General features: G+C 72.5%; 25 protein-coding genes. 12 read left to right on the top strand and 13 right to left on the bottom strand.

Annotated features, from left to right (window positions below):
- Positions 1–111 precede the first annotated feature (111 nt).
- Together ACFVS9_RS29385 and ACFVS9_RS29390 are read left to right on the top strand one after the other, a co-directional pair.
- A complete protein-coding gene (locus tag ACFVS9_RS29385; protein WP_383115872.1) occupies positions 112–1,098 on the top strand; it encodes a helix-turn-helix domain-containing protein in 987 nt (328 codons plus the stop codon).
- 69 nt (positions 1,099–1,167) lie between these two features.
- On the top strand, positions 1,168–1,650 hold the full coding sequence (locus tag ACFVS9_RS29390) for a DUF456 domain-containing protein (protein WP_383115873.1): 483 nt from the start codon (positions 1,168–1,170) through the stop codon (positions 1,648–1,650).
- A gap of 53 nt (positions 1,651–1,703) precedes the next feature.
- Here the strand turns inward: ACFVS9_RS29390 and rsgA are convergent, their stop codons facing one another.
- Entirely contained in the window at positions 1,704–2,858 is a 1,155-nt protein-coding gene (gene rsgA / locus ACFVS9_RS29395; RefSeq protein WP_389937208.1) for a ribosome small subunit-dependent GTPase A, read from the bottom strand.
- A gap of 319 nt (positions 2,859–3,177) precedes the next feature.
- Between rsgA and ACFVS9_RS29400 the strand changes: the two genes are divergently transcribed.
- Positions 3,178–3,678 carry a DUF5949 family protein gene (locus ACFVS9_RS29400; RefSeq protein ID WP_383118098.1) on the top strand — a complete coding sequence of 167 codons (501 nt, stop codon included), beginning with the start codon at positions 3,178–3,180 and terminating at the stop codon, positions 3,676–3,678.
- A 164-nt stretch (positions 3,679–3,842) separates the two neighbouring features.
- On the opposite strand, the gene ACFVS9_RS29405 is transcribed toward ACFVS9_RS29400, so the two are convergent.
- The 6 genes from ACFVS9_RS29405 to ACFVS9_RS29430 form a co-directional block, all read right to left on the bottom strand.
- The gene (locus tag ACFVS9_RS29405) at positions 3,843–4,250 is read right to left on the bottom strand and encodes a rodlin (RefSeq protein ID WP_383118097.1); all 408 of its coding nucleotides are present in this window, start codon (positions 4,248–4,250) and stop codon (positions 3,843–3,845) included.
- Positions 4,251–4,367: 117 nt separating this feature from the next.
- Positions 4,368–4,589: a hypothetical protein gene (locus ACFVS9_RS29410; protein WP_389937212.1), complete on the bottom strand. Its 222-nt coding sequence runs from the start codon at positions 4,587–4,589 to the stop codon at positions 4,368–4,370.
- A 269-nt stretch (positions 4,590–4,858) separates the two neighbouring features.
- Positions 4,859–5,269, bottom strand: a complete 411-nt coding sequence (locus tag ACFVS9_RS29415; protein ID WP_383118095.1) for a rodlin — start codon at positions 5,267–5,269, stop codon at positions 4,859–4,861.
- Positions 5,270–5,456: 187 nt separating this feature from the next.
- Positions 5,457–5,759, bottom strand: a complete 303-nt coding sequence (locus ACFVS9_RS29420; protein ID WP_383118094.1) for a hypothetical protein — start codon at positions 5,757–5,759, stop codon at positions 5,457–5,459.
- Positions 5,760–5,930: 171 nt separating this feature from the next.
- Positions 5,931–6,164, bottom strand: coding sequence for a chaplin (locus tag ACFVS9_RS29425; protein ID WP_383118093.1), 234 nt, complete (start codon positions 6,162–6,164; stop codon positions 5,931–5,933).
- A 219-nt stretch (positions 6,165–6,383) separates the two neighbouring features.
- A complete protein-coding gene (locus tag ACFVS9_RS29430; protein ID WP_383118092.1) occupies positions 6,384–6,785 on the bottom strand; it encodes a rodlin in 402 nt (133 codons plus the stop codon).
- A 276-nt stretch (positions 6,786–7,061) separates the two neighbouring features.
- On the opposite strand from ACFVS9_RS29430, the gene ACFVS9_RS29435 reads away from it, so the two are divergent.
- Positions 7,062–7,829 carry a chaplin gene (locus ACFVS9_RS29435; RefSeq protein WP_389937218.1) on the top strand — a complete coding sequence of 256 codons (768 nt, stop codon included), beginning with the start codon at positions 7,062–7,064 and terminating at the stop codon, positions 7,827–7,829.
- 78 nt (positions 7,830–7,907) lie between these two features.
- Here the strand turns inward: ACFVS9_RS29435 and ACFVS9_RS29440 are convergent, their stop codons facing one another.
- From ACFVS9_RS29440 to ACFVS9_RS29460, 5 genes are all read right to left on the bottom strand, one after another.
- Complete coding sequence (locus ACFVS9_RS29440; protein ID WP_383118090.1) at positions 7,908–8,843, bottom strand: dihydrodipicolinate synthase family protein; 936 nt, start codon at positions 8,841–8,843, stop codon at positions 7,908–7,910.
- Entirely contained in the window at positions 8,840–9,844 is a 1,005-nt protein-coding gene (locus ACFVS9_RS29445; RefSeq protein ID WP_383118089.1) for an ABC transporter ATP-binding protein, read from the bottom strand. The genes ACFVS9_RS29440 and ACFVS9_RS29445 overlap by 4 nt, the downstream gene beginning before the upstream one ends.
- Complete coding sequence (locus ACFVS9_RS29450; RefSeq protein ID WP_383118088.1) at positions 9,841–11,814, bottom strand: dipeptide/oligopeptide/nickel ABC transporter permease/ATP-binding protein; 1,974 nt, start codon at positions 11,812–11,814, stop codon at positions 9,841–9,843. Before ACFVS9_RS29450 ends, ACFVS9_RS29445 begins: the two co-directional genes overlap by 4 nt.
- A gap of 1 nt (position 11,815) precedes the next feature.
- Complete coding sequence (locus tag ACFVS9_RS29455) at positions 11,816–12,766, bottom strand: ABC transporter permease (RefSeq protein ID WP_383118087.1); 951 nt, start codon at positions 12,764–12,766, stop codon at positions 11,816–11,818.
- A 108-nt stretch (positions 12,767–12,874) separates the two neighbouring features.
- On the bottom strand, positions 12,875–14,470 hold the full coding sequence (locus ACFVS9_RS29460) for an ABC transporter substrate-binding protein (RefSeq protein ID WP_389937223.1): 1,596 nt from the start codon (positions 14,468–14,470) through the stop codon (positions 12,875–12,877).
- Positions 14,471–14,640: 170 nt separating this feature from the next.
- Here ACFVS9_RS29460 and ACFVS9_RS29465 point away from each other — a divergent pair, with 170 nt between their 5' ends.
- The 4 genes from ACFVS9_RS29465 (at position 14,641) to ACFVS9_RS29480 (ending at position 19,501) form a co-directional block, all read left to right on the top strand.
- Positions 14,641–15,372: a FadR/GntR family transcriptional regulator gene (locus ACFVS9_RS29465; protein WP_383118085.1), complete on the top strand. Its 732-nt coding sequence runs from the start codon at positions 14,641–14,643 to the stop codon at positions 15,370–15,372.
- A 163-nt stretch (positions 15,373–15,535) separates the two neighbouring features.
- Complete coding sequence (locus ACFVS9_RS29470) at positions 15,536–16,540, top strand: acetylxylan esterase (protein ID WP_389937226.1); 1,005 nt, start codon at positions 15,536–15,538, stop codon at positions 16,538–16,540.
- A gap of 250 nt (positions 16,541–16,790) precedes the next feature.
- Positions 16,791–18,227 (top strand): exo-alpha-sialidase, encoded by a 1,437-nt coding sequence (locus ACFVS9_RS29475; protein WP_389937229.1) that lies wholly within the window; start codon positions 16,791–16,793, stop codon positions 18,225–18,227.
- 98 nt (positions 18,228–18,325) lie between these two features.
- The gene (locus tag ACFVS9_RS29480) at positions 18,326–19,501 is read left to right on the top strand and encodes an FAD-dependent monooxygenase (RefSeq protein WP_383118082.1); all 1,176 of its coding nucleotides are present in this window, start codon (positions 18,326–18,328) and stop codon (positions 19,499–19,501) included.
- Here ACFVS9_RS29480 and ACFVS9_RS29485 read toward each other — a convergent pair.
- Complete coding sequence (locus tag ACFVS9_RS29485; protein ID WP_389937232.1) at positions 19,483–20,184, bottom strand: FadR/GntR family transcriptional regulator; 702 nt, start codon at positions 20,182–20,184, stop codon at positions 19,483–19,485. The genes ACFVS9_RS29480 and ACFVS9_RS29485 overlap by 19 nt on opposite strands.
- 164 nt (positions 20,185–20,348) lie before the next feature.
- Here ACFVS9_RS29485 and ACFVS9_RS29490 point away from each other — a divergent pair, with 164 nt between their 5' ends.
- From ACFVS9_RS29490 to ACFVS9_RS29505, 4 genes are all read left to right on the top strand, one after another.
- A complete protein-coding gene (locus ACFVS9_RS29490; protein ID WP_383118080.1) occupies positions 20,349–21,308 on the top strand; it encodes a dihydrodipicolinate synthase family protein in 960 nt (319 codons plus the stop codon).
- On the top strand, positions 21,305–22,249 hold the full coding sequence (locus ACFVS9_RS29495; RefSeq protein WP_383118079.1) for an ROK family protein: 945 nt from the start codon (positions 21,305–21,307) through the stop codon (positions 22,247–22,249). Before ACFVS9_RS29490 ends, ACFVS9_RS29495 begins: the two co-directional genes overlap by 4 nt.
- The gene (locus tag ACFVS9_RS29500) at positions 22,246–22,926 is read left to right on the top strand and encodes an N-acetylmannosamine-6-phosphate 2-epimerase (RefSeq protein WP_383118078.1); all 681 of its coding nucleotides are present in this window, start codon (positions 22,246–22,248) and stop codon (positions 22,924–22,926) included. The genes ACFVS9_RS29495 and ACFVS9_RS29500 overlap by 4 nt, the downstream gene beginning before the upstream one ends.
- A gap of 64 nt (positions 22,927–22,990) precedes the next feature.
- Positions 22,991–24,451 (top strand): sialate:H+ symport family MFS transporter, encoded by a 1,461-nt coding sequence (locus ACFVS9_RS29505; RefSeq protein ID WP_389937235.1) that lies wholly within the window; start codon positions 22,991–22,993, stop codon positions 24,449–24,451.
- The last annotated feature ends 120 nt before the right edge of the window (positions 24,452–24,571 follow it).

The raw sequence follows: 24,571 nt of genomic DNA on the forward strand, positions 1-24,571 counted from the left end.
CCACGGGGCATGATGGGCCCGGCGGGTTTACGCCGTGGCTGTTTCCCGCCATGGCGCGGACCGGCCGAAGGGCGCGGGAACGCGCGGCAACCGATCCGGGGAGGGCCGAGGATGCTGTCAGCGATAGGTCTCGACGAGAGACAGGAAGCGGCCTACCGGGCACTGGTCGCGACGGGCGCGGCCGAACTCTCCGGCCTCGCACGCCGGCTGGCCCTGCCGGAGGCCGACACCGAGCGCGCGCTGCGCCGGCTGGAGCAGCAGGGCCTGGTGGCCCAGTCCTCCTCACGGGCGGACCGCTGGGTCGCCGCCCCGCCCGGGGTCGCGCTGGGCGCACTGCTGACCCAGCAGCGCCATGAGCTCGAACAGGCCGAGCTGGCGTCCGCCCTGCTCGCCGAGGACTACCGCGCCCAGGCGGCGGAGCCCGCGGTGCACGACCTGGTGGAGGTGGTGACGGGGGCGAGCGCGGTGGCCCACCGGTTCCACCAGATCCAGCTGGGGGCGGCGACCGAGGTCTGCGCGCTGGTCACCGGCAAGCCGATCGCGGTCAGCGGGATGGAGAACGAGTCGGAGGAACGGGCGACGATGCGGGGCGTGTCCTACCGCGTGGTCGTCGAGCGCGACGTCCTCTCGCTGCCGGACGGGATCGTGGAGCTGACGGCGGCGATGAGCCGCGACGAGCAGTGCCGGGTGGTCGACCGGGTGCCGACGAAACTGGTGGTGGCGGACGCCTCGCTCGCCATGGTGCCGCTGACCGGGCGCAGGGCGGAGCCGGCCGCGCTGGTGATCCACGCCAGCGGGCTGCTGGAGTCCCTGATGGGCCTCTTCGAGGCGGTGTGGCGGGACGCCATGCCGCTGCGGCTCGGCGCGGACGGGATCAGCGAGGAGAACGGCCCCGGCGCGGACCCCACCGACCTGGAGATCCTCTCCCTGCTGCTGGCCGGTCTGACGGACGCCAGCGTGGCGAAGCAGCTGGACCTGGGGCTGCGCACGGTGCAGCGGCGGGTGAAGGGCCTCATGGAACTCACCGGGGTCACCACCCGGCTGCAGCTCGGCTGGCACGCGTACGAGCGCGGCTGGGTGGCCCGGGCCCCCCGCTGAGCACCACGTACGCCGCCGCCGGAGCAACGCTGACGGGCGGGACCCGGCGGACTCCGGCAGGCTGGGCGAATGAGTGTGTGGCAGCTCGTCGCCGTCGGGGCGGTGATGGCGCTCGGCCTGGTCGGCGTCCTGGTGCCGGGTGTGCCCGGGCAGGCGATCGTCTGGGCCGCGGTGCTGTGGTGGGCGCTGTCGGACCCCACTCCGCTCGCCTGGGGCGTGCTGATCGGCGCGACGTGTCTGCTGCTGCTGAACCAGGCCCTGAAGGCGCTCCTGCCCTCGCGCCGCCCCCATGAGGCGGGGGTTCCGCGCCGGACGCTGATGGCCGGCGGCATCACCGCGATCGCCGGGTTCTTCGTGCTCCCGGTGGTGGGCGGGGTCCTGGGGTACGCGGGAGCCGTCTACGGCGCCGAGCGCCTGCGCCTCGGCAGCCGGGCGGCGGGCTGGACCTCGCTCAGGTCGGTGATGCGGGCGACGGGCTACTCGGTGCTCGTGGATCTCTACTGCTGCCTCCTGGCGGCCGGCGCCTGGCTGGGAGCCGTCGCCTGGGGCTGAGTGCGGCCGGGGTGCCGGGGCGGCGTCCGCCCCGGCACCCCGGCCGTCTCCCGTCAGCCGGCCCTGCCCCGCTTCGCCGCCATGGCCGCCCGCCCCTCCGCGCCCCTGCGCTTCCACTCGCGCAGGGTCTCGGTGCGCAGCCGGGCATCCGTCTTGGCCGCGATGCGGTGGTTCTCCCGGAGCAGTTTGCGGTAGCTGTCGAGGCGCCGTTCGGGCAGTGAGCCGTCCTCGATCGCGCCGAGCACCGCGCAGCCGGGCTCGGACACGTGCGCGCAGTCGTGGAAGCGGCACCGCCCGGCCAGGTCCTCGATCTCCGAGAAGACCTGGCCGACGCCGGCCTCCGCGTCCCAGAGGCCGACCCCCCGCAGCCCGGGGGTGTCGATGAGGACACCGCCTCCCGGCAGCACGAGGAGGTTGCGCGTGGTGGTGGTGTGCCGGCCCTTGCCGTCCACGTCACGCGCCGCCCGGACGTCCATCACGTCCTCGCCGAGCAGCGTGTTGGCGAGGGTCGACTTGCCGGCGCCGGAGATCCCGAGCAGCACGCTCGTACCGCTGCCGACGATGGCGCCGAACACGTCGAGGCCCTCCCCCGTCGCGGAGCTGACGGGGAGCACCTGCACCCCGGGGGCGACGCGCTCGACGTCCTCGACGAGATGGGACAGGGTGACGGCGTCCGGGACGAGGTCGGCCTTGGTGAGCAGCACGAGCGGGTGCGCCTCGTACCCCGGCGACGGGGTCCCGTCGCCGAGCAGGGCGTCGCCGGTGGTGCTGGACATCGCCAGCGCCAGGAAGCGCTCCAGCCTCCCCAGGTCCAGCTCGACGGCGAGGGAGACACAGATGACGACGTGATCGATGTTGGTGGCGAGCACCTGCCCCTCGGAGCGCTGCGAGGACGTCGAGCGTACGAAGGCGGTGCGGCGGGGCAGCAGCGCACGCACGAACCGCGGGTCGCCGTCGGGATCGACGGCCGCCCAGTCGCCGGTGCAGACGATGCGCATCGGGTCACGGGGCACCACGAACGCGGTGTCCGCCCTGAGGACGCCGTCCGCGGTGACCACGTCGCACTGACCGCGGTCCACCCGCACCACGCGTCCGGGCAGGAGTCCCTGCTCGGCGTACGGGGCGAAGGTGTCGGCCCATCCGTCGTCCCAGCCGTACGGGGCCAGCGGGTGCGACGGGGTGGAGAGGTGAGGAATGGGGAAAGACAAGGGAAACCCTTCACAAGGGCGGCCCCGGCACCGCGCTTCAGGCGCGGAGGGAAAAGATCGGGTTCAGCCGGTGGCCACGGGGGTGGGAACGATGCTCTTCGGGTCGTGGGCCGTGCCCACCTCGACGACAGTCATCAATGTCCTCACCTCCTGTTTCCTCGAACTGCGCACACCTTAGCGCGGGGTGTCCCGGCAGCGTCAACAGGTTTTCCGCCCGGGACCACACACCCGTTGAATTCACCGGACTTGACGCCGATTGTCCCTCGATCAGGTGATACGCATGCACATCGACCGGTCTCGTACCGTTAGTGTGCCGGACATGACCTCACCCAATGCCGCCACCACCCCTTATTCGCCTGCCCAGTTGGGCACACAGATCCTGATCGGCTGGAGCGGGTCGAATCCCGGAACGGGGCGGGAGACCGCCTTCCTGCTCACCTACTCGCTGGGCGACGGCCCGGAGGGGCCGGAGACCGGCGAACGCGCCATGCGAACGGCCCTGGAGCGCAGCGGCCTGCACGTGGGCGGCGAGACGCTGGACGCGTCGGACCTGCCGAACCTCCCGGTCAAGCTGCTCGTCCAGGCCGGCCAGGCCGTCCTGACGCTGCCTCACTTCAAGGCGCAGTACACCGTGCCGCGCGAGTGGCTGGACGCGGCACGGTCGGAGGGCACGGTGCACGGGATGTTCGCCACCCGCCCGTGGCCCGCGGCCGTCCCGGGACAGCCGGTCGGGGAGGAGATGCTGCGGTCCTTCGTGGGCGACCCCGAGATCATCGGCACCTCCGCCCACTGCCTCATGCCGGTACGCACCCTGGGCTGATCCGCCCGGCCTCCCCGCACACGGCGATGCCCACCACCCCCCGTGGAGTGGTGGGCATCGCCCTGTCGTGCCGTGCGGACGAAGTGAACTGACGGAAGGTCAGGACCTCACGACCGGAGCGGGGCGGCCTGCGGGCCGTTCGCCCCGGCCGCCCGCGGCCGGTGTCAGCGGTTGGCGACGCCGTTGCCCGAGAGCACCGGGATGTCCGACAGGATGTGCGACAGCGGCTCGTCACCCTTGGCCTGGGTGGAGTTGTCGGCGCACTGCTGGTTCTGCGGGTTGGACAGGACGTTGACGTCCTGGACCGCGATCGGGACGAGCCCGATCAGGGAGCCGACGTTCGCCTTGACGGGCAGGGCGATGCAGGGCTTGTTCAGCGAGCCCTGGACGAGGCTCAGCTGGGGGCTCTGGTCGCCCTTGGTCGCGCTGTTGCCGAACGCGGACTCGGCACCGTTGCCGTTGACCGTGGTGGTGCCGTGGTCGTCGCCGATCGCCATGGCCGAGGGGGCCGCGGCGGCGGAGAGGCCGATCAGGGACACAGCCACAGCAGCGCCGGCCATCATCTTCTTCATTACGCTTCACCTTTCGGAGCGTCCCGTTGTGGAACGTATTGAGTAACCTCAAGCGGAAGGTTTGGTTCCGCTACACCACTCGAACGAGTTGGATCCGGATCCGGGTCGACGAGCCCGCTACCCGCCCGTCCGCTCCGTGCGGGCGGCGGGGACGAAGACCGTCTCCCGGCCGGGCGCGGACCTGCGGGGCTCCGGCGGGCACGAGGTGCCCGCCCCGCTCGGCCCGGACTCGCGCCGTGCCGCGTCCCGCCACTCGGCGAGCAGACGGTCGTAGATGGGCGTGGAGCTCTCGGAGAACCGGTCGCGGCCGGGCGGGTACTGACTGTCGTACGGGTCCATGGGGCGCACATACCCGGACACACACGCGGCGTCCGCCCGGACTGCGGCAACCGGACCAATATCCGCACTATCGGGCTACCCGACGTGCGGACCGGCCGGTGACGGGGCCGGCCGGGACAGACGTGTGGGACCGGTCCGCCCGAGCCGCCGACAGCGGTCGGCCGGGACTCGGCGGAACGGCCCCACGCGTCCTCAGGAACGACGACAAGGCGGGAAACGGTGCCCCCCGGCCGGGATGGGCGCGGGGGAAGCCTGAGTCTCGCGCGAGGTCAGTTGTTGGCCGCGCCGTTGCCCGAGAGCAGCGGGATGTCGTTGAGGATGTGCGACAGCGCCTCGTCACCCTTGGCCTGGGTGGAGTTCTCGGTGCACTGCTGGTTCTGCGGGGAGGACAGGACGTTGATGTCCTGGACCGAGACCGGCACGAGGCCGAGCAGCGAGCCGACGTTGGCCTTCGCCGGGAGGGCGATGCAGGGCTTGTTGAACGAGCCCTGGATGAGACCGATCTGCGGGCTCATGTCACCGTGCGTGCTGCTGTTGCCGTAGTACTGGTCGGCACCGTTGCCGTTGACCGACGTCGTGCCGGTGTCGTTGCCGATCGCCATGGCCGAGGGGGCCGCGGCGGCGGAAACACCGGCGACGGAGGCGGCGACTGCCGCGGACGCCAGAATCTTCTTCATCATGAACGTGCCCTTCTGATATTTCTCTGTTGCCCGCCTGTCCGGAGCACTCTGAACAACTCCGCCCGGACGGTTTCGGTTGCGCCATTTCACTCGAACGATTTCCCCGGCCGGACCGCCGGGCGTTTCACGGAAATCCGGCCGGTCACCTCGCCCGGGGAGAAGGGAGCAGAAGGCCTCAGGGCCGGGATCAGCCGCCGACCGGAAGCCCGCCGAGCAGGGGACCCGCCGCCTCGGCGACCTTGCCGACCGCGTCGGCGGACCTGCTGACCGTGCCGTCCTCGTGAACCGCTTCGGCCGTCTGCCCCACGGCGTCCACCACGGGGTTCACCACCCGGTCGGGGATCTGCGGTGCGGTCGAGGTCAGCTCGTTCACACCGGTGGTCAGGCTCATCCTGGGCGCCGTGGGGGTCGTGGCGGCGACAGCGGGGCCAGCGGCCCCGAGGGCGGCCACGGAGCCCGCGACGAGGGCGGCGGTCTTCGCGTACTTCACTTTCTCAATTCCCTTCTCCGGCGGCATCCGCCGCCTTTGTAAGGGACAACGACCAAGCGCTGCGCGGGAAACTGCGGGCACCGGGATTTCCCCTGCGCGCCGAGAAGGCCCTGGAGTGCCGGGGCACTCCAGGGCCTTCTGATGACGAGCCGTCGGCTCGACCGGAACGACTCAGGCGTTGATGCAGGTGTTGCCGAACGCCGGGTTCAGCAGACCGACGACGTTCACGGTGTTGCCGCAGAGGTTGACCGGGATGTGGATCGGAACCTGAACGACGTTGCCCGACAGGACACCCGGGGAGTGGGCGGCAACGGCCTCGGCGCCGGAGTCGGCCATGGCCGGGGCAGCGGCACCCAGCGCCATGAGGGTTCCGGCGGCGACGGCGGCGACCTTGGTGTACTTCACTTTCATCCCTTTCTGCAGCGGAGTCCTCGACGGACACGTATTTCGTGCCGCACGAGCACGTCGAAACGGACTCGTGACTCCGGAGCTGTCATACGTAACGATTGACGGGCGCCGCCGAAACGCTATGGAAGACGTTTCGCGGAAAACCGCCCGAATGCTGCGGGCCCGGACCGCGCGATGGAGGAGTGTCGGCGGCCCGGACCGGTCGTTGCGGCCCGGTCAGCGGTTGCCGGCACCGTTGCCGGAGAGAACCGGAATGTCCGACAGGATGTGCGACAGCGGCTCGTCACCCTTGGCCTGGGTGGAGTTGTCCGTGCACTGCTGGTTCTGCGGGTTCGACAGGACGTTGACGTCCTGGACCGCGATCGGGACGAGCCCGATGAGAGAACCGACGTTGGCCTTGACCGGAAGCGCGACACAGGGCTTGTTCAGCGAGCCCTGGACGAGGCTCAGCTGGGGGCTCTGGTCACCCTTGGTCGAGCTGTTGCCGTACTCCGCTTCGGCACCGTTGCCGTTGACCGACGTCGTGCCCATGTCGTCACCGATCGCCATGGCGCTGGTCGCCGAGAGACCGAGGATGGAGGCGGCGACGGCGCCCGTAGCCAGAACCTTCTTGATCACGATGAACCCTTCTTGTACCGAGTGCCCCGCGGCGGAGCGACCTGATCAACTGGCCGCCGGGCATTTGGTTCCCCCCGGTCGGCCCCGTTCACCCGAATGCCAGGAATTCACCCGCTGGACGAACACCCGTACGTGACCCTTTCGGGTGGTTACACAATTTCCACCGGTCTCCAAGTTTCCCCCGCAACCGTCACGTCGTTATGCAGTCGTCCGCGTCGATGGAATGACCGCCATCAGGGTCACCGCCCACGCGAATTTCCCGGAGAAGGGCATGTAATGCGACAGGTTCTGAACAAAAGCATGATCGTCATGGCGGCGGCGTCGGGCATTCTGACCGCCGCCGGCGGTTATGCGCACGCCGACGCCTCGGCCGACGGGGTGGCGGCGAACTCGCCGGGGGTCGGCTCGGGCAACGCCGTGCAGGTCCCGGTGCACGTCCCGGTCAACCTCTGCGGCAACACCGTCAACGTGATCGCCCTGCTGAACCCGGCCTTCGGCAACACCTGCGCCAACGTCAGCTCGGGTGACAAGCACGGCGACGACGCGTACGGCGACGAGCACGGCGAGGCGCAGGGCCACGGTGGCTCCGGCGCCACCGCGGACGGCGCGGCCGTCGGCTCCCCGGGTGTCCTCTCCGGCAACCTGGGCCAGATCCCGGTGGACGTCCCGGTGAACGCCTGCGGCAACAGCGTCGACGTCGTCGGCCTGCTGAACCCGGTGTTCGGCAACGACTGTGTCAACGACAGCGGCCACGGTCACGGCAACCCGCCGGTGAAGCCCCCGGTCCAGCCCCCCACCGAGGAGCCGCCCACGGTCACCCCGCCGACCGAGGAGCCCCCCACCGAGCAGCCCCCGACGGTCACCCCGCCGACCTCGAAGCCCCCCGTGGAGGAGCCGGCGGCCGGTAACCCGGGCCCGAACGCCCCCGTCGCGCAGCTGGCCCGGACCGGCGCCGGTGACATCGGCCTGGCCGCCGGTGCGAGCGCGGGCCTGCTGCTGGGCGGCGCGGTGCTCATGCGCCGCGCCCGCGGCTCCCGCGGCTAGTACCGCACGTACGGCCGAGGGCCGTTCCGCAGCACGGATGCTGCGGGACGGCCCTCTTCCGTACGCGGGGACACGGTGTCAGACGCGGGACAGGCCCGCCCGGTCCAGGTGGGCGGCGATGGCGATCGTCTCCGCCGTGTCCAGCCGGCGCATCGGCGGGCTCATCACGTTCGTCGTGATGACGCCGCGCAGCATCAGGGCGGTCTTGAAGGCGCCCAGTCCGGCGGCCGTGGCCGAGGCGGTACCCGGTGCGGCGGCCCCCACGATGTCGAACAGCGAGACGAGGCGGTCCTGTTCGGCCGCCGCGGCGGCCCAGTCTCCGCGCACGGCGGCCTGGTGGAGGCGGACGTAGCCGTGCGGGTCCACGTTGCCGAGGCCGGGCACCGATCCGTCCGCGCCGCTCAGCATCATCGCGTCGACCACCAGTTCGTGGCCGGTCAGGAGCGAGAAGCCGGGCAGCTCCCGTGCCCCGAGGGCGAGCCGGCGGAACGATCCGTCGTCGCCGCTGGAGTCCTTCACCCCGGCGAGCACGCCGTCCGCGGCCAGCGGGAGCAGCAGCTCGGGGTCCAGCTTGCTGTGGACGCACACCGGCACGTCGTAGGCCAGGAGCGGGAGGCCGACGGCCGCCGCGATGTCCCGGAAGTGGCGGTCGATCTCGGTGGGGTGGGTGCGGGTGTAGAAGGGCGCGGTGGCCACGACCGCGTCGGCGCCGAGCGCGGCCGCGGCGCGGGCGCGCTCGATCGCCCGGTTGGTGGTGGTCTCGATGGCGCCGACGATGACCGGAACCTGGCCCGCCGCCGCCGAGGTGATCACCTTGATGACCTCGTCCTGCTGCGCGGGCGTCAGGTAGGCGGTCTCGCCGGAGCTGCCCAGCGCGAACAGTCCGCCGACGCCGCCGTCCAGGAGGTGGCCGACGACCCGCTCCAGGGACGCCGTGTCCAGTGCGCCGTCCGCCGTGAGCGGGGTGACGACGGGCGGGATGACTCCGGAGTAGGGGGTGGTGCGGCTGGTCATGCGGTGCTCCTTGCGGGCGGTACGGGGATCGGGTCCGGGGAGGGCGGTGCGGTCAGGGGGTGGACGCAGTGCCAGCGGTGCCCGCCGGGTCCGGACGCCTCCGCGGGGAAGGCCGTGGAACAGGCGTCGTCGGCCTTCCAGCAGCGGGTGCTGAAGGGGCAGCCGGGCGGCGGGTTGGTGGCGGAGGGCACCGGGCCGGTGAGCACGATGCGCCGTGTGTCCTCCAGCAGGCTGGGGGTCGCGGAGAGCAGCGCCTGCGTGTACGGGTGCCGGGGGGCCTCCGCGACCTCGGCGGCCCGGCCCTCCTCGACGATGCGGCCGAGGTAGAGGACGGCGATGCGGTCGGCGAGGTAGCGCACCGTCTGGATGTCGTGCGAGATGAACACCATGCCGAGGCCGAGGCGTTCGCGGAGGTCGACGAGGAGGTTGAGCACCTGGGCGCGCACGGAGACGTCGAGCGCGGAGGTCGGTTCGTCGGCGACGATCAGTTCGGGTTCCAGGGCCAGGGCGCGGGCGATCGCGACGCGCTGGCGCTGGCCGCCGGAGAGCTGTCCGGGCAGGGCGTCCAGGGTGTGGCCGGGCAGGCCGACCAGGTCGAGCAGTTCCTCGACGCGCGCCTCGCGCGCCTCGCGGGTGCCGCGCCGGTGGACGTCCAGCGGGTCGCGAAGGATCCGGCGGACCGGGAGGCGGGGGTTGAGGGCGGTGGAGGGGTCCTGGAAGACGACCCCGACGGACGGGCCGAAGTCGTTCCGGCGCTCGGCGCCGGGCATCTTCCAGAGGTCGCGGCCGTGGAAGAGGACCTCGCCCTCGGTGGGCTTCTGCAGTCCGGTCAGCACCCGGGCCAGCGTGGACTTGCCGCAGCCCGACTCCCCCACCAGGCCGACGATCTCACCGCGTGCGACCTCCAGCGTGGCGTCGGTGAGCGCGTGGACGGCGTCGCGTCCGAAGAGGCCTCCGCCGCGGGCCTTGTGGCGTACGTGGACGCCGTCGAGCCTGATCACAGGGCGCTCCCTTCCAGCTGTTGTGCGGCGGCCCCGGCCGGGTGGTGGCAGGCGAGGCCGTGGTCCCGCGTGGTACCTCGCGCGGTGAGCGCCGGTGACGTGGTGCGGCAGAGTTCGGTCGCGGCCCCGCAGCGGCCGGCGAAGCGGCATCCGTCGCCGAAGCCCTGGGGTGCGGGGACGACGCCGCGGATCTGGTGGAGCCGGTCGGCGCCGGCCTCCAGGGAGACGACGGAGCCGAGGAGGCCGCGGCTGTAGTGGTGGGCGGGGTCGGTGAGGACGGACCGGGTGTCACCGACCTCGGCGAGCCGGCCGGCGTACATCACGGCGACGCGGTGCGAGAGGTCGCCGACCAGGGCGAGGTCGTGGGAGACCAGGACCATGGCGAAGCCGAGTTCGTCGCGCAGCTGGATCAGCAGCTCGACGACCTGGGCCTGGACGGTGACGTCGAGGGCGGTGGTGGGTTCGTCCGCGATCAGGAGGCGGGGGCTGCGGGACAGGGCCATGGCGATGAGGACGCGCTGGCGCTGGCCGCCGGAGAGCTCGTGCGGGTAGCTGCGCAGGGTGCGTCCGGGCGAGAGGCCGACGAGTTCGAGGAGCTCGGCGGGGGTCTTCGTACCGCCGCGGGAGGTCAGCTGCCTGAGCTGGGTGCCGACGAGGACGGAGGGGTTGAGGGAGGAGAGGGCGTCCTGGTAGACCATCGCGATCTCGGGGCCCATCAGGGCGCGGCGTTCCTTGGGCGGGAGCTTCAGCAGGTCCCGGCCGCGGTAGAGGATCTCGCCGCTGACCTCGGCGTTGCGGGCGAGGAGGCCCATGACGGCGAGGCTGGTGATGGACTTGCCGCAGCCGGACTCCCCGACCAGGCCGAGGGTCTCGCCCTCGTGGACGGTGAAGTTCAGCCGGTCGACGACGGGGATGTCGCCGTAGCGGTCGGGGAAGCGGATCGCCAGGTCGCGTACGACGAGGAGTTCGTCGGCGTCCTCGCGCACCGGGGTGATGGTGGGTGCGGTGGCGTGGATGTGGCGGGCGAGTTCGGTGAGGGCGGCGTCGATGTCGACGGTGGAGGAGGCCTCGACGGGGTCGGGTGCCGTGGTGGCGGCCGGGCCGGCGGCGGGGCGCGCGCTCCTGGGCGCCGCGGAGGCGTCGGTGAGGCCTTCGGAGAGGATGTTGAGCGCGAGGACGGTGATCAGCAGGGCCAGGCCGGGGAAGAAGGTGGCCCACCAGCCGCCGGCCAGCAGGATCTGCCGTCCGTAGGCGAGGACGCTGCCCCAGCTGGGGTCGGGATCCTGCACCCCGGCGCCGATGAAGGAGAGGCTGGCCTCGAAGATGATGGCCTCGGCGACCATGACGGTCGCGAACACCATGACCGGGGCCATGCAGTTGACGGCGACGTGGCGGAGCACGATGTGGCCGCGCCGGGCGCCGATGACCTTCTCGGCCGCGACGTAGTCCTCTCCGTACTGGGCGAGGACGTTGGCGCGTACGACGCGGGCCAGGGAGGGGGTGTAGACGAAGGCGATGGTGAAGATGATCACCGGGATGCTGGTGCCGAAGACGGCGACCAGGACGGCCGCGAGCGCGATCGGCGGGAACGACATCACGACGTCGAGGGTGCGCATCACGGACTCGTCGCCGAGCTTGCGCGAGGTGGCGGCGAGCGAGCCGAGCACGGACCCGGCGGCCAGGGCGACGGCGGTGGCGCCGAGGCCGATGACCAGCGAGTAGCGCGAGCCGTGCACCACGCGGGCGAAGACGTCGCGTCCCGCGCGGTCGGTGCCGAACCAGTGGTCGCCGCTCGGGGCCTGGACGGGGGTGCCGGTGGTCAGCGGGTCCTGGGTGAGGAGGGGGGCGAGTACGGCGCCGAGGACGACGACGACGAGGACGCCGAGGGCGACGCGGGAGGTGGCCGGGAGGGCGCGGAAGGCGATGCCCGGTCGGGAGAGTTTGGTGGCCAGACGGCCCGTGGCGAACATGTCACACCGTCCTGATGCGCGGGTTGACCAGCAGGTAGAGCAGGTCGACGATGACGTTGACCACCAGGAAGGCGATGGCGATGGTCAGTACGGTGCCCTGGACCAGGGCGACGTCGCCGCCGGTGACACCTTCGAGGATGAGTTTGCCCATGCCGGGCAGGTCGAAGATCGCCTCGATGACGACGGCGCCGCTGAGCAGGTAGCCGACCTTGACGCCGAGCACGGTGAGCGGGGTGACGAGCGCGTTGCGCAGGACCGAGCGGATCACCAGGAGGACCGGCAGGCCGTTGCCCTGGGCGGTGCGGACGTAGTCGCGGTCGAGTTCGGCGACCATCGAGGTGCGGACCAGGCGGGCGAGTGAGGCCGCGACGGGCACCGCGAGCGAGAGGGCGGGCAGGGCCATGGTGGTGAGCCAGCCGCCGAAGGAGTCGGCGGGGTTGGTGTATCCGCCGGTCGGGAAGATCCGGGTGTTCAGGGCGAACTGCTGGATGAGCAGGACGCCGAGCCAGAACGACGGGACGGCGACGCCGGCCATGGACAGGATCCGGAAGAGCTGGTCGGGCCAGCGGTCGCGGTACACGGCGCCCAGGACCCCGCCCGCGACGGCGAGGACGACGGCGATGACCAGTCCGAGGACGGTGAGCTGGAGGGTGAGCGGGAAGGCTGCGGTGATGCGGTCGATCACGGGCTGGCTGGGCGGGACGGTCATCCCGAGATCGAAGTGGAGCAGCTGCCCGAGGAAGTCGAAGTAGCGTACGGGCAGCGGGTCGTTGAGGCCGTTGGCCTCGGCGAACGCCTCCCGGGCCTCGGGGGTGGCGCTCTCCCCGAGCGCGTTGAAGGCCGGGTCGACCGGCGAGAACTGCAGCACCACGAAGACCAGCAGCGCGATGCCGAGGATCATCACCGGCATCATCGCGACGCGGCGCAGCGCGAGCCGGAGAAAAGCAACCATCGTCGGGTTCCTTGCGATTGGGCGGACAGCGGGTCCGGGCCGCCGGGCGGGCGGCCCGGACCGGTGTGCCGGGCCGCCGGGCGGGGCGGCGCGGACCGGGCGGAGCCGTCAGGCGCGGCTGACGTCCAGGAAGGACAGGCCGGTGGTGGGCAGCGGCCGGAAGCCGGGCAGGGCCTTGTCGTTCCAGGCGGTCGGCAGCTTGCGGTGGAGGATCGGGTAGAGCGCCGCCTCCTCCGCCACCACGTCGGTGACCTGGCCCCAGAGCTGCTTGCGCGCCGCCTCGTCGGGGGCCTGGGCGGCCTTGTCGAGGAGTTGCCTGACCTGCTTGTACTCGGCGGTCCTCGACCAGCCGTAGCGCTTCTCGGGCCAGAAGCCGTAGTAGAACCAGCGCATCAGGAGGTCCACGTCGTTGCCGAAGACGGAGGGGTCGCCGGGGGCGACCATGACCTCGAAGTCGCCCGCGTCGACCTTGGCCCACTGGGCCGGGGACTGGGCGATGTTCAGGGTGGCCTCGATGCCGGCCGCGGCCCAGCTCTCCTTCAGCAGCGGGGCGATGTCCTTGACCCAGCCGGTGTCGGTGGTCAGGACGGTGAACTTCAGGGTGCCGACGCCCGCGTCGCCCAGCAGCTTCTTCGCCTTGGCCACGTCGTGCGTGTAGACGGTGGCGGCCTTGTGGTAGTCGGGGTGGGTCGAGGGGACGTAGCCGGTCGCGGCCGCCGCGTTGCCGACCATCGCGGTGGAGATGATCTTCTCGGTGTCCAGCGCGTAGTGCAGGGCCTGGCGCACCCGCTTGTCGGCGAACCGCTTGTCGGTGGTGTTGAACATGAGGAAGAGCAGGCCGAAGGACTGCACGGACTCGGTCTTCGTGGTGGCGGCCAGGCGCTTGACGTCGATGTACGGGACGTCCTCGATGGCCTGGACGCGGCCGGACTCCATGGCGCTGACGCGGGCCGACTGGTCCGACATCAGGCGCCAGACCATCTTCTTCGCCTTGGCGGGGTGCGGGCCGTTGTACGCGTCGAACTTCTCGAAGACGATCTTGTCCTCGCGGGTCGCCTCGATGAACCGGTAGGGCCCCGAGCCGACGGGCTTGGCGTCGAATCCCTTGACGTCCGCCTCGACGACCTTCCTGGGCACGATGCGGGCGACCGCGATGCGCGAGGGGAAGAGCGCGAAGGGGTACGTGAGCTTGAACTCGACCGTGCCGGTGTCGACGGCGGTGACCGTGTCGATGAAGGGCACGAACTGTGCCATCAGTGACGCGTTCTTCTCGTCCAGGATGCGTTCGAAGCTGAACACCACGTCGTCGGCGGTGACCGGGGAGCCGTCGTGGAAGGTCGCGCCCTCGCGGAGGGTGGCCCGGTAGGTGGTGGCGTTGATCTTCTGCGGCATCGCGGTGGCGAGGGCGGGACGTGCCACGAGCGTGGCCGGATCGAGATCGACCAGGCCCTCGAAGATGTGCATGTTGGCCGCGTACGGCGTGGCACCGGAGGTGATCATCGGGTCGAAGCCGGTCGACAGGGGGTAGGACAGGCCGGCCTCGATGGTGCCGTCGCCCTCGCCCTTGCCCGCCGCGCCGTCGGCGGTCGAGGAGGGCCCGCCGCATGCGGAAAGGCCTGCCGTGATGGCCGCGGCCGCGCCGATGGCACTGGTGTAACGCAGGAAGGTGCGGCGCTCGACGCCGGCTGGCCTCAGCTCGGGCACGGGTCCTCCAAGGGACGTTGGGAGCAGGGGAACGAGTGGGAAAAGCTGTTGTCGACGGCCATCGGGATGCCGATGAGCCGTAGAGCATCAGACGTCAGATGTCTGATGCCTTGATAGCGTGGGAACGTAGCTTGACAATCGAGAGGGGTCAAGAGGTGGGGAGTTCACATATGTCCGGCACGCGGCCCGGCCGCACCCTGCTGCGGCAGGAAGTGGTCGAGGGCATCAAGCGCTACATCCTCGACGAGCGGCTGCGCCCCGGGGACCCGCTGCCGACGGAGCCGGCCCTGTGCGAGGCGCTCGGGGCCAGCCGTTCCAGCGTCCGGGAGGCGGTCAAGATCCTCGCCGCCCTCGACATCGTCGAGGTGCGCCACGGCCACGGGACCTACGTCGGCCGGCTGAGCCTGTCGGCGCTGGTGGAGAGCCTGACCTTCCGCGGCCTGCTCTCCCCCGACGACGACTTCCAGGTGATGGCCGACCTCGTGGACGTGCGCGAGCTCTTCGAGCGGGGCATGGCCGACCGGATCATCTCCTCGCTCAGCGCGGAGCAGCTCGACGGCCTGGACGGCCTGGTGGCGACCATGCGCGCCACCGGCGCGGGCGAGGGGCACGGCTTCGTCGCGGCGGACCGGGCCTTCCACGCCCAGCTCGTGGCCCCGCTGGGCAACGACCTGATCGGCCAGCTCTCCATGGCCTTCTGGGACGTCTACACGATCGTCGCGCCGCACCTGGACGGATTCACCCACGCCGACGAGACGGCGACGATCACCGCCCACCAGAACATCGTGGACGCGGCCAGGGCGGGCGACGTCACCGCGTTCCTCAAGGCCCTCGACGAGCACTACGCACCGGTCAGGCGGCGGATCGCCGAGGCCAGGTCACGCGAGGCCGGCACGGCCTGACCCGGGACGGCCGCCCTCCCGCCCCCGCCCCCGCCCCGGGGCGGGGCACCCGTCGGCGGCGGACCCTTGACGACCGGCCGCCGCTCTCCCTAGGGTCCGCTTACCCACAGGACATCTGACGTCTGCTGTCCAGTAGCGACCCGTACCCCAGGAGGGCACAGCCATGCCGTCGGCCGATCTATCGCTCGAGGAGTGCCGCGCCTACCGGCCCGGACTCCCGCTGCCCGGCGACTTCGACGCCTTCTGGTCCGCCACCCTGGACGGGGCCCCGCACGGCGACACCGCGGACAAGCCCCGGTACGAGCGGGTCGACTGCGGACTGCCCCTGGTCCGCACGTACGACGTGAGCGTTCCCGGGTACGGCGGACGTCCGGTGCGCGGGTGGCTGCACCTGCCCGCCGGGGCCGAGGAACCGCTCGGCTGCGTCGTCGAGTTCCTCGGCTACGGGCGTGGCCGGGGGCTCCCCCACGAGGAGCTGACGTGGGCCTGCGCCGGGTACGCGCACCTGGTCATGGACACCCGGGGCCAGGGGTGGTCGGCGGCCGGCGGCGTCACCGCGGACACCGATCCGGGCGCGGCCGGGACCGTCCCGGGCTTCCTCACCCGGGGCGTCGAGAGCCCCGGGACGTACTACTACCGGCGGGTGTTCACCGACGCCGTCCGCTGCGTGGAGGCGATGCGGGAGCACCCCGAGATCGATCCCGCCCGCGTCGTGGTGACCGGCGTGAGCCAGGGCGGCGGCATCGCACTGGCCGTGGCCGGGCTCGTACCGGGGCTGGCCGGGGTGATGCCGGACGTACCGTTCCTGTGCAACATCCCCCGGGCCGTACGGATCGCGGGAGCGCCGCCGTACACCGAGGTAGCGGCCCACCTCCGGCTCTACCGCGACCGCGCCGACGCGGTGTTCCGCACCCTGTCGTACTTCGACGCGGCGCACCACGCCACCCGGGCGACCGCGCCGGCGCTGTTCTCCATCGCGATGATGGACGAGATCTGCCCGCCCTCCACCTGCTTCACGGCCTACAACCGTTACGCGGGGCCCAAGGACCTGCGCGTCTACGAGTTCAACGGGCACGAGGGCGGCACCGCGTACCACCGGGCGGAACAACTGGCCTGGGTGCGCGACCTGTTCGCCGGGCTCCCGGCCGGGCGGGCCGACCGCTCCTGACCGCGCGGGAGACCCCGCGCGGACGCTCCACGCTCCTCGCCGCCGACGCGGCGGTCCCGCCCCGGCCCGCCGCGCACCCCGGCGGGCGGGGGCACCGACGGCCCGCGCGCCGAGGACGGTCGGGAATCCGACGGTCCCCGGCAGCGGCGGCCGGGTGCGCGCCCCGCCCGCCCCCTGACGCGCCGGCTCCGACGCCGCGCGCTCCGCTCCATCACCGCACCTCTCCCCCTCACGAGAAGAGAGACCGTTCATGCAGCGCAGAGTCACCCTCGCCATGCTGTCCGCCGCCCTCCTGGTGGCCACGGCGGCCGGCACCGCCCACGGCGCCCCCACCGCCGGCGAACTGACCTCCCAGGACATCGCGACCCAGGGAACCGGATCCCCCTACTACCGCATCCCGGCGCTGACCACGTCCGTCAAGGGCACCCTGCTCGCCGCCTACGACGCCCGCCCCACGCTCGCGGACCTGCCCGGCAACCTCGGCATCGTGCTGCGCCGCAGCACCGACGGCGGGACCACCTGGCAGACGCAGCAGGTCGTCCGCAAGGAGGCCGCGCCGAAGGGGTTCGGCGACCCGAGCCTGCTGGTGGACCGCACGACGGGCCGGATCTTCGTCTTCTACGCGTCCTCCGTGAACCAGGGCTTCTTCGGCTCCGCCACCGGCAACGACGAGAGCGACCCGAACGTCCTCCAGGCCGACTACAGCTACTCCGACGACGACGGGCTGACCTGGACCCACCGCCGGATCACCTCGCAGATCAAGAACCCGGCCTGGGCGGGCATGTTCGCGGCCTCCGGCGAGGGCATCCAGCTGCGCGGCGGCGCGTACAAGGGCCGGCTGATCCAGCAGTACGCCATCCGCCACAACGGGGCCAACTACGCGGTCAGCGCCTACAGCGACGACCACGGCGCGACCTGGAGGACGGGCAACCCGGTCGGACCGGGCGGCGACGAGAACAAGACCGTCGAGCTGAGCGACGGGCGCGTCATGCTCAACAACCGCTCCGCGCCCTACCGGACGATCGCGTACTCCACCGACGGCGGGGTGAACTACACGCCGTTCACGCAGGACACCGCGCTGCCCGACCCCGCGAACAACGGCTCGGTGATCCGCTACGCACCGGACGCCGCCGCGTCCGACCCCCAGTCCTCGTGGCTGCTGTTCAGCAACACGGAGAGCACGTCCTCCCGGAGCAACCTCACCGTGAAGATGTCCTGCGACAACGGGAGGACCTGGCCGATCCGCAAGGTCGTGGACCCGGGCAGCGCCGCGTACTCGACGCTGACGCGGCTGCCGGACGGGCGCCTCGGCCTGCTGTACGAGCGCGACAACTACAGGAACGTCACCTACTCCTCGTTCGACCTGAAGTGGCTCGGCGGGACCTGCGCGGACATCACCATCACCCCGCCGGCCACGCTGAAGGCGGGGACCACCACCGAGGTCACCGTCCGCGTCGTCAACCGGATGGACGTGGCCCGCGGCGCGGGGACCCTCGACCTGGCGGTGCCGGCCGGCTGGACGACGAAGCAGGTCGCGTTCCCGGCGACGCGGCCGGGTGAGGGCGCGAACATCAAGGTTCCGGTCACGGTACCGGCCGGCGCGTCCGGCGACGTGAAGCTCACCGTGACCTACCGGTCGGACGGCAAGCAGGCGTCCGGCAGCAGGACGGTGACCGTCACTCCGTAACACCCCGTACCGAAGGAGGTGTTGCTGCCCCGCCCACCCCCGGGCTGCTGCGACGATGGGCGGCGACACCTCCCCGGGACGACGGACAGGCGGCGGCGATGGCGGCGACGGGCGTACGGATGGGCGTGGTCGGCGGCAGCATCGCCGGGTGCGCGATGGCGGTCGCGGGCCTCAGGGCGGGCGCCGAGGTCACCGTCTACGAACGCAGCGGCGGCGAACTCCGCGACCGGGGGCTCGGGATCGTCATCCCTCCCCCGCTGCACGGACGCCTGGTCCGGGAGGGCTATCTGGACGCCGCCATGCCGACCGCCCCCGTCGCGACCCGCGTCTGGCTGACCCGGGAGCCCGGGGGCGGGTCGGCGCGCGAGTTCGCCCGCCAGCCCAGCGCGGTCACCCCGTGCAACTGGGGTCTGCTGTGGGGGGCGTTGCGCGCCGCCGCGGACCGCGCCCGCCACCACCGGGGACGCCCCGTCACCTCGGTCGGACGGACCCCGGCGGGCGGCGCCCTCGTCCGCACGGCCGGGGGCGAGGACACCTACGACATCGTCGTGGGCGCCGACGGGCACCGCTCGCTCACCCGGGGCGTACTGGCCCCGGACCTGCGCCCCTCCCCCGCCGGGTACGCGGTGTGGCGCGGCACGCTCCCGGCGGGCGCGGCGGACTCCCACCGCGGGCCGCTGGGGCTGCTGCGGGAGGCCTGGGTGACGATCGGCTTCCCCGGCGGGCACGGCATCTTCTACCTGATCCCCCGGGGCGGGGACGCGGGCCCGGACGACCGTCTGCTCGCCTACGCGGTCTACGCGACCCCGCCGGGCGGGGCCGGGGAGGAGGGCTACGTACGGCAGTTGGCCGAGGAGCACTTCCCTCGGGAGTGGGCGCGGATCGTGGCCCACGGGGAGCACACGGCGATGACCTGCCACCCCGTCGCCGACCTGCACGCGCCGCTCGCCGCCGACCCGCCGTTCCTGCTCGCGGGCGACGCGGCGGGGGTCACCCGCCCGCACACGGCGAGCGGAGCCGTCAAGGCGTTGCAGGACGCCCTGTGCCTGGAGGAGGCGCTGCGGACGGCCGCCTCGCCCGCCGACGCGCTGCGGCACTACGCCCGCGAGCGGACCCCGGAGGGGGCCCGGCTGGTCGAGCTGGGCCGCCGGCTGGGCCGCGCGCAGGTGGAGCGGGCACCGGACTGGACCACGATGGACCAGGGTGCGGTGGACGCGTGGTGCCGCGCCACCCTCGCGGGCACGAGCAGCTACCTCTACGCGGACACGGACTGAGGTTCCAGCCGGCCCCGGATGCCGTCGAAGTGGGTACGCATGGCGCGCACCGCGCGGGCGCCGTCGGCCGCCGCGACCGCCTCGACGATCTCGTGGTGCTGGGAGCAGGTGACGTCCGGGTCCTGGTGGCCGTCGTCCACGTCCTCGCGCACCCGGTCCATGGCCGCCCAGAACGCGTCGAGCACCTCGCTGAGGAGGTGGTTGTCGAGCGAGGCGTAGAGCGCGAGGTGGAAGGCGCGGTCGGTGGTCCGGGCCACCCGGCCGTCCCGGGCCGCCTCGCGCTCCATCGTCGCGACGAGCGACCGCAGTTCGGCCAGGTCCCGGGCGGGGATCCCGGCGGTGACGGCGCCGACGAGCCCGGTCTCCAGCGCCTCGCGCACCCTCATGAGCTCCAGCAGGCCCGGCTCGCCCTGCCGGTGCCGGACGGCGGCGCGGAAGGCCAGCCCCTCGGCGAAGGGCGAGAGGGAGAGCGAGCCGACGAAGGTGCCGAAGCCGCGCCGGATCTCGACGACGTTCACGGCCTGGAGCGCCTTGAGCGCCTCGCGCACCGAGACCCGCCCGGCCGCGAACAGCTCCATCAGCTCGGCTTCGGTGGGCAGCGGGTCGCCGGGACCGAGGCCGCGTTCGAGGATCAGTTCCTTGATCCTTCGCTCGATGTCCTGAGCCATGGTGGGGCGGGCCACAACGGTCCTCCTGAGGTGTCGCCGGCCACCGGTACCTCTTGACCGGTCGCCGTGGCATCTGTTTAAGGTGAGTCCAGACATAGGACATCTTACGTCTCACGTCTCGGTCCCGTCTCCCCTTTCCGGCGACGGACCGGCGTTCCGAACGAGCTGGAGCCCCTCACATGTCCCTGACCGCACCGCTGCACGGCGTCGTACCGCCGGTCTGCACCCCGCTCGACGACCGGGGGGAGATCGACACGGCCTCCCTGACCCGGCTCGTCGGCCATCTCGTCGACGGCGGCGTGCACGGGCTCTTCGCGCTGGGTTCCACCAGCGAGGTCGCCTATCTGACCGACGCCCAGCGCGCCACCGCCCTCCGGACCGTGGTCGCCGCGGCCGCCGGGCGCGTCCCGGTCCTGGCCGGGGTCATCGACACGACGACCGCGCGGGTGACCGAGCACGCCCGGACGGCGGCCGGACTCGGCGCCGACGCCCTCGTCGCGACCGCGCCGTTCTACACCCGTACGCACCCGAAGGAGACCGCCGGGCACTTCCGCCGGCTGCGCGCCGCCGTCGACCTGCCGCTGTTCGCCTACGACATCCCGGTGGCCGTGCACTCCAAGCTCTCCGCGTCCCTGGTGCGCGAGCTCGCCGAGGACGGCACGCTCGCCGGCCTCAAGGACAGCAGCGGTGACGAGGGCGGGCTGCGCAGGCTGATCGTCGAGCTCGGCGGGCGCGAGGGCCGCGCCGGGGGCCCGGTGCCGCACTTCAGCGTGCTGACCGGTTCCGAACTCACCGTGGACGCGGCCCTGCTGGCCGGGGCCGACGGCGTCGTGCCCGGCATCGGCAACGTGGACCCGGCCGGATACGTCCGGCTGTACGAGGCGGCGCGGGCCGGGGACTGGGCGCTCGCCGCCCGGGAACAGGAGCGGCTCGTCGAGCTGTTCGCCATGGTCGACGTGGGCCCGGAGCAGGACATGGGCCGCAGTTCGTCGGCGCTCGGTTCCTTCAAGGAGGCGCTGCGGCTGCTCGGCGTCATCGACAACGGCGCCACCGCCTTCCCGCAGATCCCGCTCTCCGCCGGGTCCGTCGCCCTCGTCGCCGAGCGGCTGCGCGGCGCCGGCCTGCCGCCCGTCCGATGAACGCGGCGGCGACCGGGGCCGTGGTCATCGGCCTCGACCTCGGCGGCACGAAGATCGCGGCGGCCCTCTTCGCCGCCGACGGCACGGTGCTGGCCCGGCACACCCGGCCCACCCCGGCCAGGGACGGCGCGGCGGCGGTGCTCGACGCGCTCGCCGCGGCGGCGGCCGAGGTGGACCCCGGCCGGCTCGCCACGGTGCTCGGCATCGCCGCCGCGGGGGTCGTCGACCCGCGCGGCGGCACGGTCACCAGTGCCACCGACTCGATCAGCGGCTGGGCGGGCACCGCGCTCGGCCCCGGCCTCGCGGAGCGCACGGGTCTGCCGGTGGCCTGCGACAACGACGTACGGGCCACCGCCGGGCCCGAGCTCGCCGCACTGGCGGACCCGCGCGGTTCGCTGCTCCTCGCGGCCGTCGGCACGGGCGTGGGCGGCGCCCTCGCCGTCGACGGGCGGATGCTGCACGGCGCGTCGGGCATCGCCGGCCACCTCGGCCATCTGCCCAGCGCGGAGGCCGCCGGGCTGCCCTGCACCTGCGGGGCCACCGGGCATCTGGAGGTCATCGCCTCCGGCCCGGGCATCACCGCGCACTACGGGCGGCTCACCGGCACCCCGGCGGACCGGCTCGAAACGGTCGCCGCCCGCGCCGCCCGGGGCGAGCAGGCCGCCGTGCGGGCCATCACCACCGGGGCGGCGGCCGCCGGCCGGGTCCTGGGCGGCCTCGCCAACGCGCTCGGTCCCGACCGGGTCGTCGTCGGCGGCGGGGTCCCCCGCATCGGCGCGCTGTACGGCGACGCGCTGGCCGCCGCCTTCGCCGCCGAACTGATGCCGCCGCTGCGCGGACTCGTCCCCGAGCCGCCCCTCTTCGGCCACGACGCCGCCGTGCTGGGCGCCGCCGCGCTGACCACCGTCCTTCCCCTCCACCACCCGGGAGCACTCCGATGAACGCACAGGATCTCGCCGACACCCTCCGGGGCCGGCTGATCGTCTCCTGCCAGGCGCCCCCCGGCGACCCGATGCGGGAGACCTCCGCCCTCGTACGCCTCGCCCTCTGCGCCGTCGCCGGCGGCGGCTCCGCGATCCGGGCCAACGAGCCCGAGGTCGTCGCCGCGATCACCGCCGCCGTGGACCTCCCGGTCATCGGCCTGTGGAAGGACGGCGACACCGGCGTCTACATCACGCCGACCGTCCGGCACGCCCTGGCGGTCGTCGAGGCCGGCGCGGCCGTCGTCGCCGCCGACGCCACCGACCGGCCGCGCCCCGACGGCTCCACGTTCGCCGAGCTGGTCGACGCCGTCCACGCGGCGGGGGCCCTGGTCATGGCGGACGTCTCCACGCTCGCCGAGGGGGTCGCCGCCGCCGCGCAGGGGGCCGACCTCGTCTCGACGACCCTGTCCGGCTACGTCCCGGGGACCCCGCGGCTGACCGGCCCGGATCTGGACCTTGTGACATCTCTCTCGGCCGCGGTCCCTGTACCGGTCGTCGCCGAAGGCCGTATCAATACTCCCGAGGAGGCTGCCGAGGCTCTCGCCCGCGGCGCCCACAGCGTCGTGGTCGGAACGGCCATCACCGCTCCCACCGCCTTGACCTCACGCTTCGTCGCCGGCCTCGCCCGGCCCTGAGCTGCCCTCACCACCAGGGACGGCCGCCCGAGGCGGAGACGCCGTCCCGCACCAGGAGCGCACCGTGCAGAAACCCCCCTCCACGCTCCCCTGGTACCGCGAGGTGAGCGGTACCCAGTGGAAGTCCTTCTTCGCCGCCTGGATCGGCTACGTCCTCGACGGCTTCGACTTCGTCCTCATCACGCTCGTCCTCACCGAGATCAGCGACGACTTCGGCCTGAGTACGGTGCAGGCCGCCAGCCTGATCTCCGGCGCCTTCATCACCCGCTGGCTGGGCGGCGCCGTGCTGGGCGCCGTCGGTGACCGCTACGGCCGCAAGATCTCGATGGTGCTGAGCATCCTGCTGTACTCGCTGGGGACCTTCGCCTGCGGGTTCGCCTGGAACTACCACAGCCTCTTCGCCGCCCGGCTGGCCATCGGCATGGGCATGGCCGGTGAGTACAGCGCGAGCGCCACGTACGTCATGGAGAGCTGGCCCGCCCGCGTCCGCAGCCGGGCGAGCGGTTTCCTGATCTCCGGTTTCTCCGTCGGCTCGGTCCTGGCCGCCCAGGTCTACACCTGGGTGGTGCCCTCGCTGGGCTGGCGGTGGATGTTCTACCTGGGCCTGATCCCGATAGCGGTCGCGCTCTGGATGCGCCGGGCGCTGCCGGAGGCCGAGGAGTGGACCGCGGACGTCGCCGACCGGGGCGCGAAGCCCAACCCCTTCCGGCCGCTGTTCCGGACCCGTCGGCTCGCGGTGGCCAACACCGTCCTCGTGGTGGCCGCCACGCTCTCGCTCTTCCTGGTCTTCACGCCGGGCGGCGAGGGCCTGGTGCCGGTGCTCTCGGTGGTGGCGGGCCTCGCCCTCGTGGCGTTCGCCGTACAGCTGGGCGGACGGCGGGGGTGGCTGCTGTACGTGTCGATGATCGTGACCCTGTTCTTCGCGTTCCTGTACTCCTGGCCGATCCAGGCCCTGCTCCCCACCTATCTGAAGACGGAGCTGGGGTACACCACGGGCCAGGTCACCGACGTCCTCTACTTCGCGGGCTTCGGCACCATGGTCGGCTGCTGGACGGCCGGCTTCCTGGGCGACCGGATCGGGGCGAAGAAGGCGTACGCGCTGACGCTGCTGGCCTCGCTGGCCTTCGTCTACCCCGTGTTCGCGGTGAAGGACAACCTGCTGGTCCTCGGCTGTCTGCTGTTCCTGCTCCAGGCCACCAGCTTCGGCATCTCCGGGCTGCTGCCGCGGTACATCGGCGGCCACTTCCCGACGGCGGGCCGGGGGGCGGCGCTCGGCTTCACGTACAACGTGGGGGCGCTCGGCGGTGCCGTGGCACCGGTGCTCGGAGCGCATCTGGCGTCCGGGATGGATCTGGGGCAGGCGCTCGCGGTGCTGACGTTCGCGGGAACGGTGATCGTGGTGCTGCTGGTGGGCTTCGACGTGCCCGCGCGGCTGAACCGGCTGACGGACCCCGACGCGCGGATGGACCACCTGGCCGAGCCCGACCGGGTCGCGGAGCCGGAGAAGGCCGACCGCGTCGGATGACAGGGCCCACGCGCGGGCGCCCGTCCCGAAACCCGGGCGGGCGCCCCCGGGTGGGTGCGTGCCGGGCTAAGGGGTTGAGTGGGTGAGCGGCACGGGGGAGCCGGCCCGGGTGTAGGTTCC

This window comes from Streptomyces sp. NPDC058008 (genome assembly GCF_042886395.1).
Classification (GTDB): domain Bacteria; phylum Actinomycetota; class Actinomycetes; order Streptomycetales; family Streptomycetaceae; genus Streptomyces.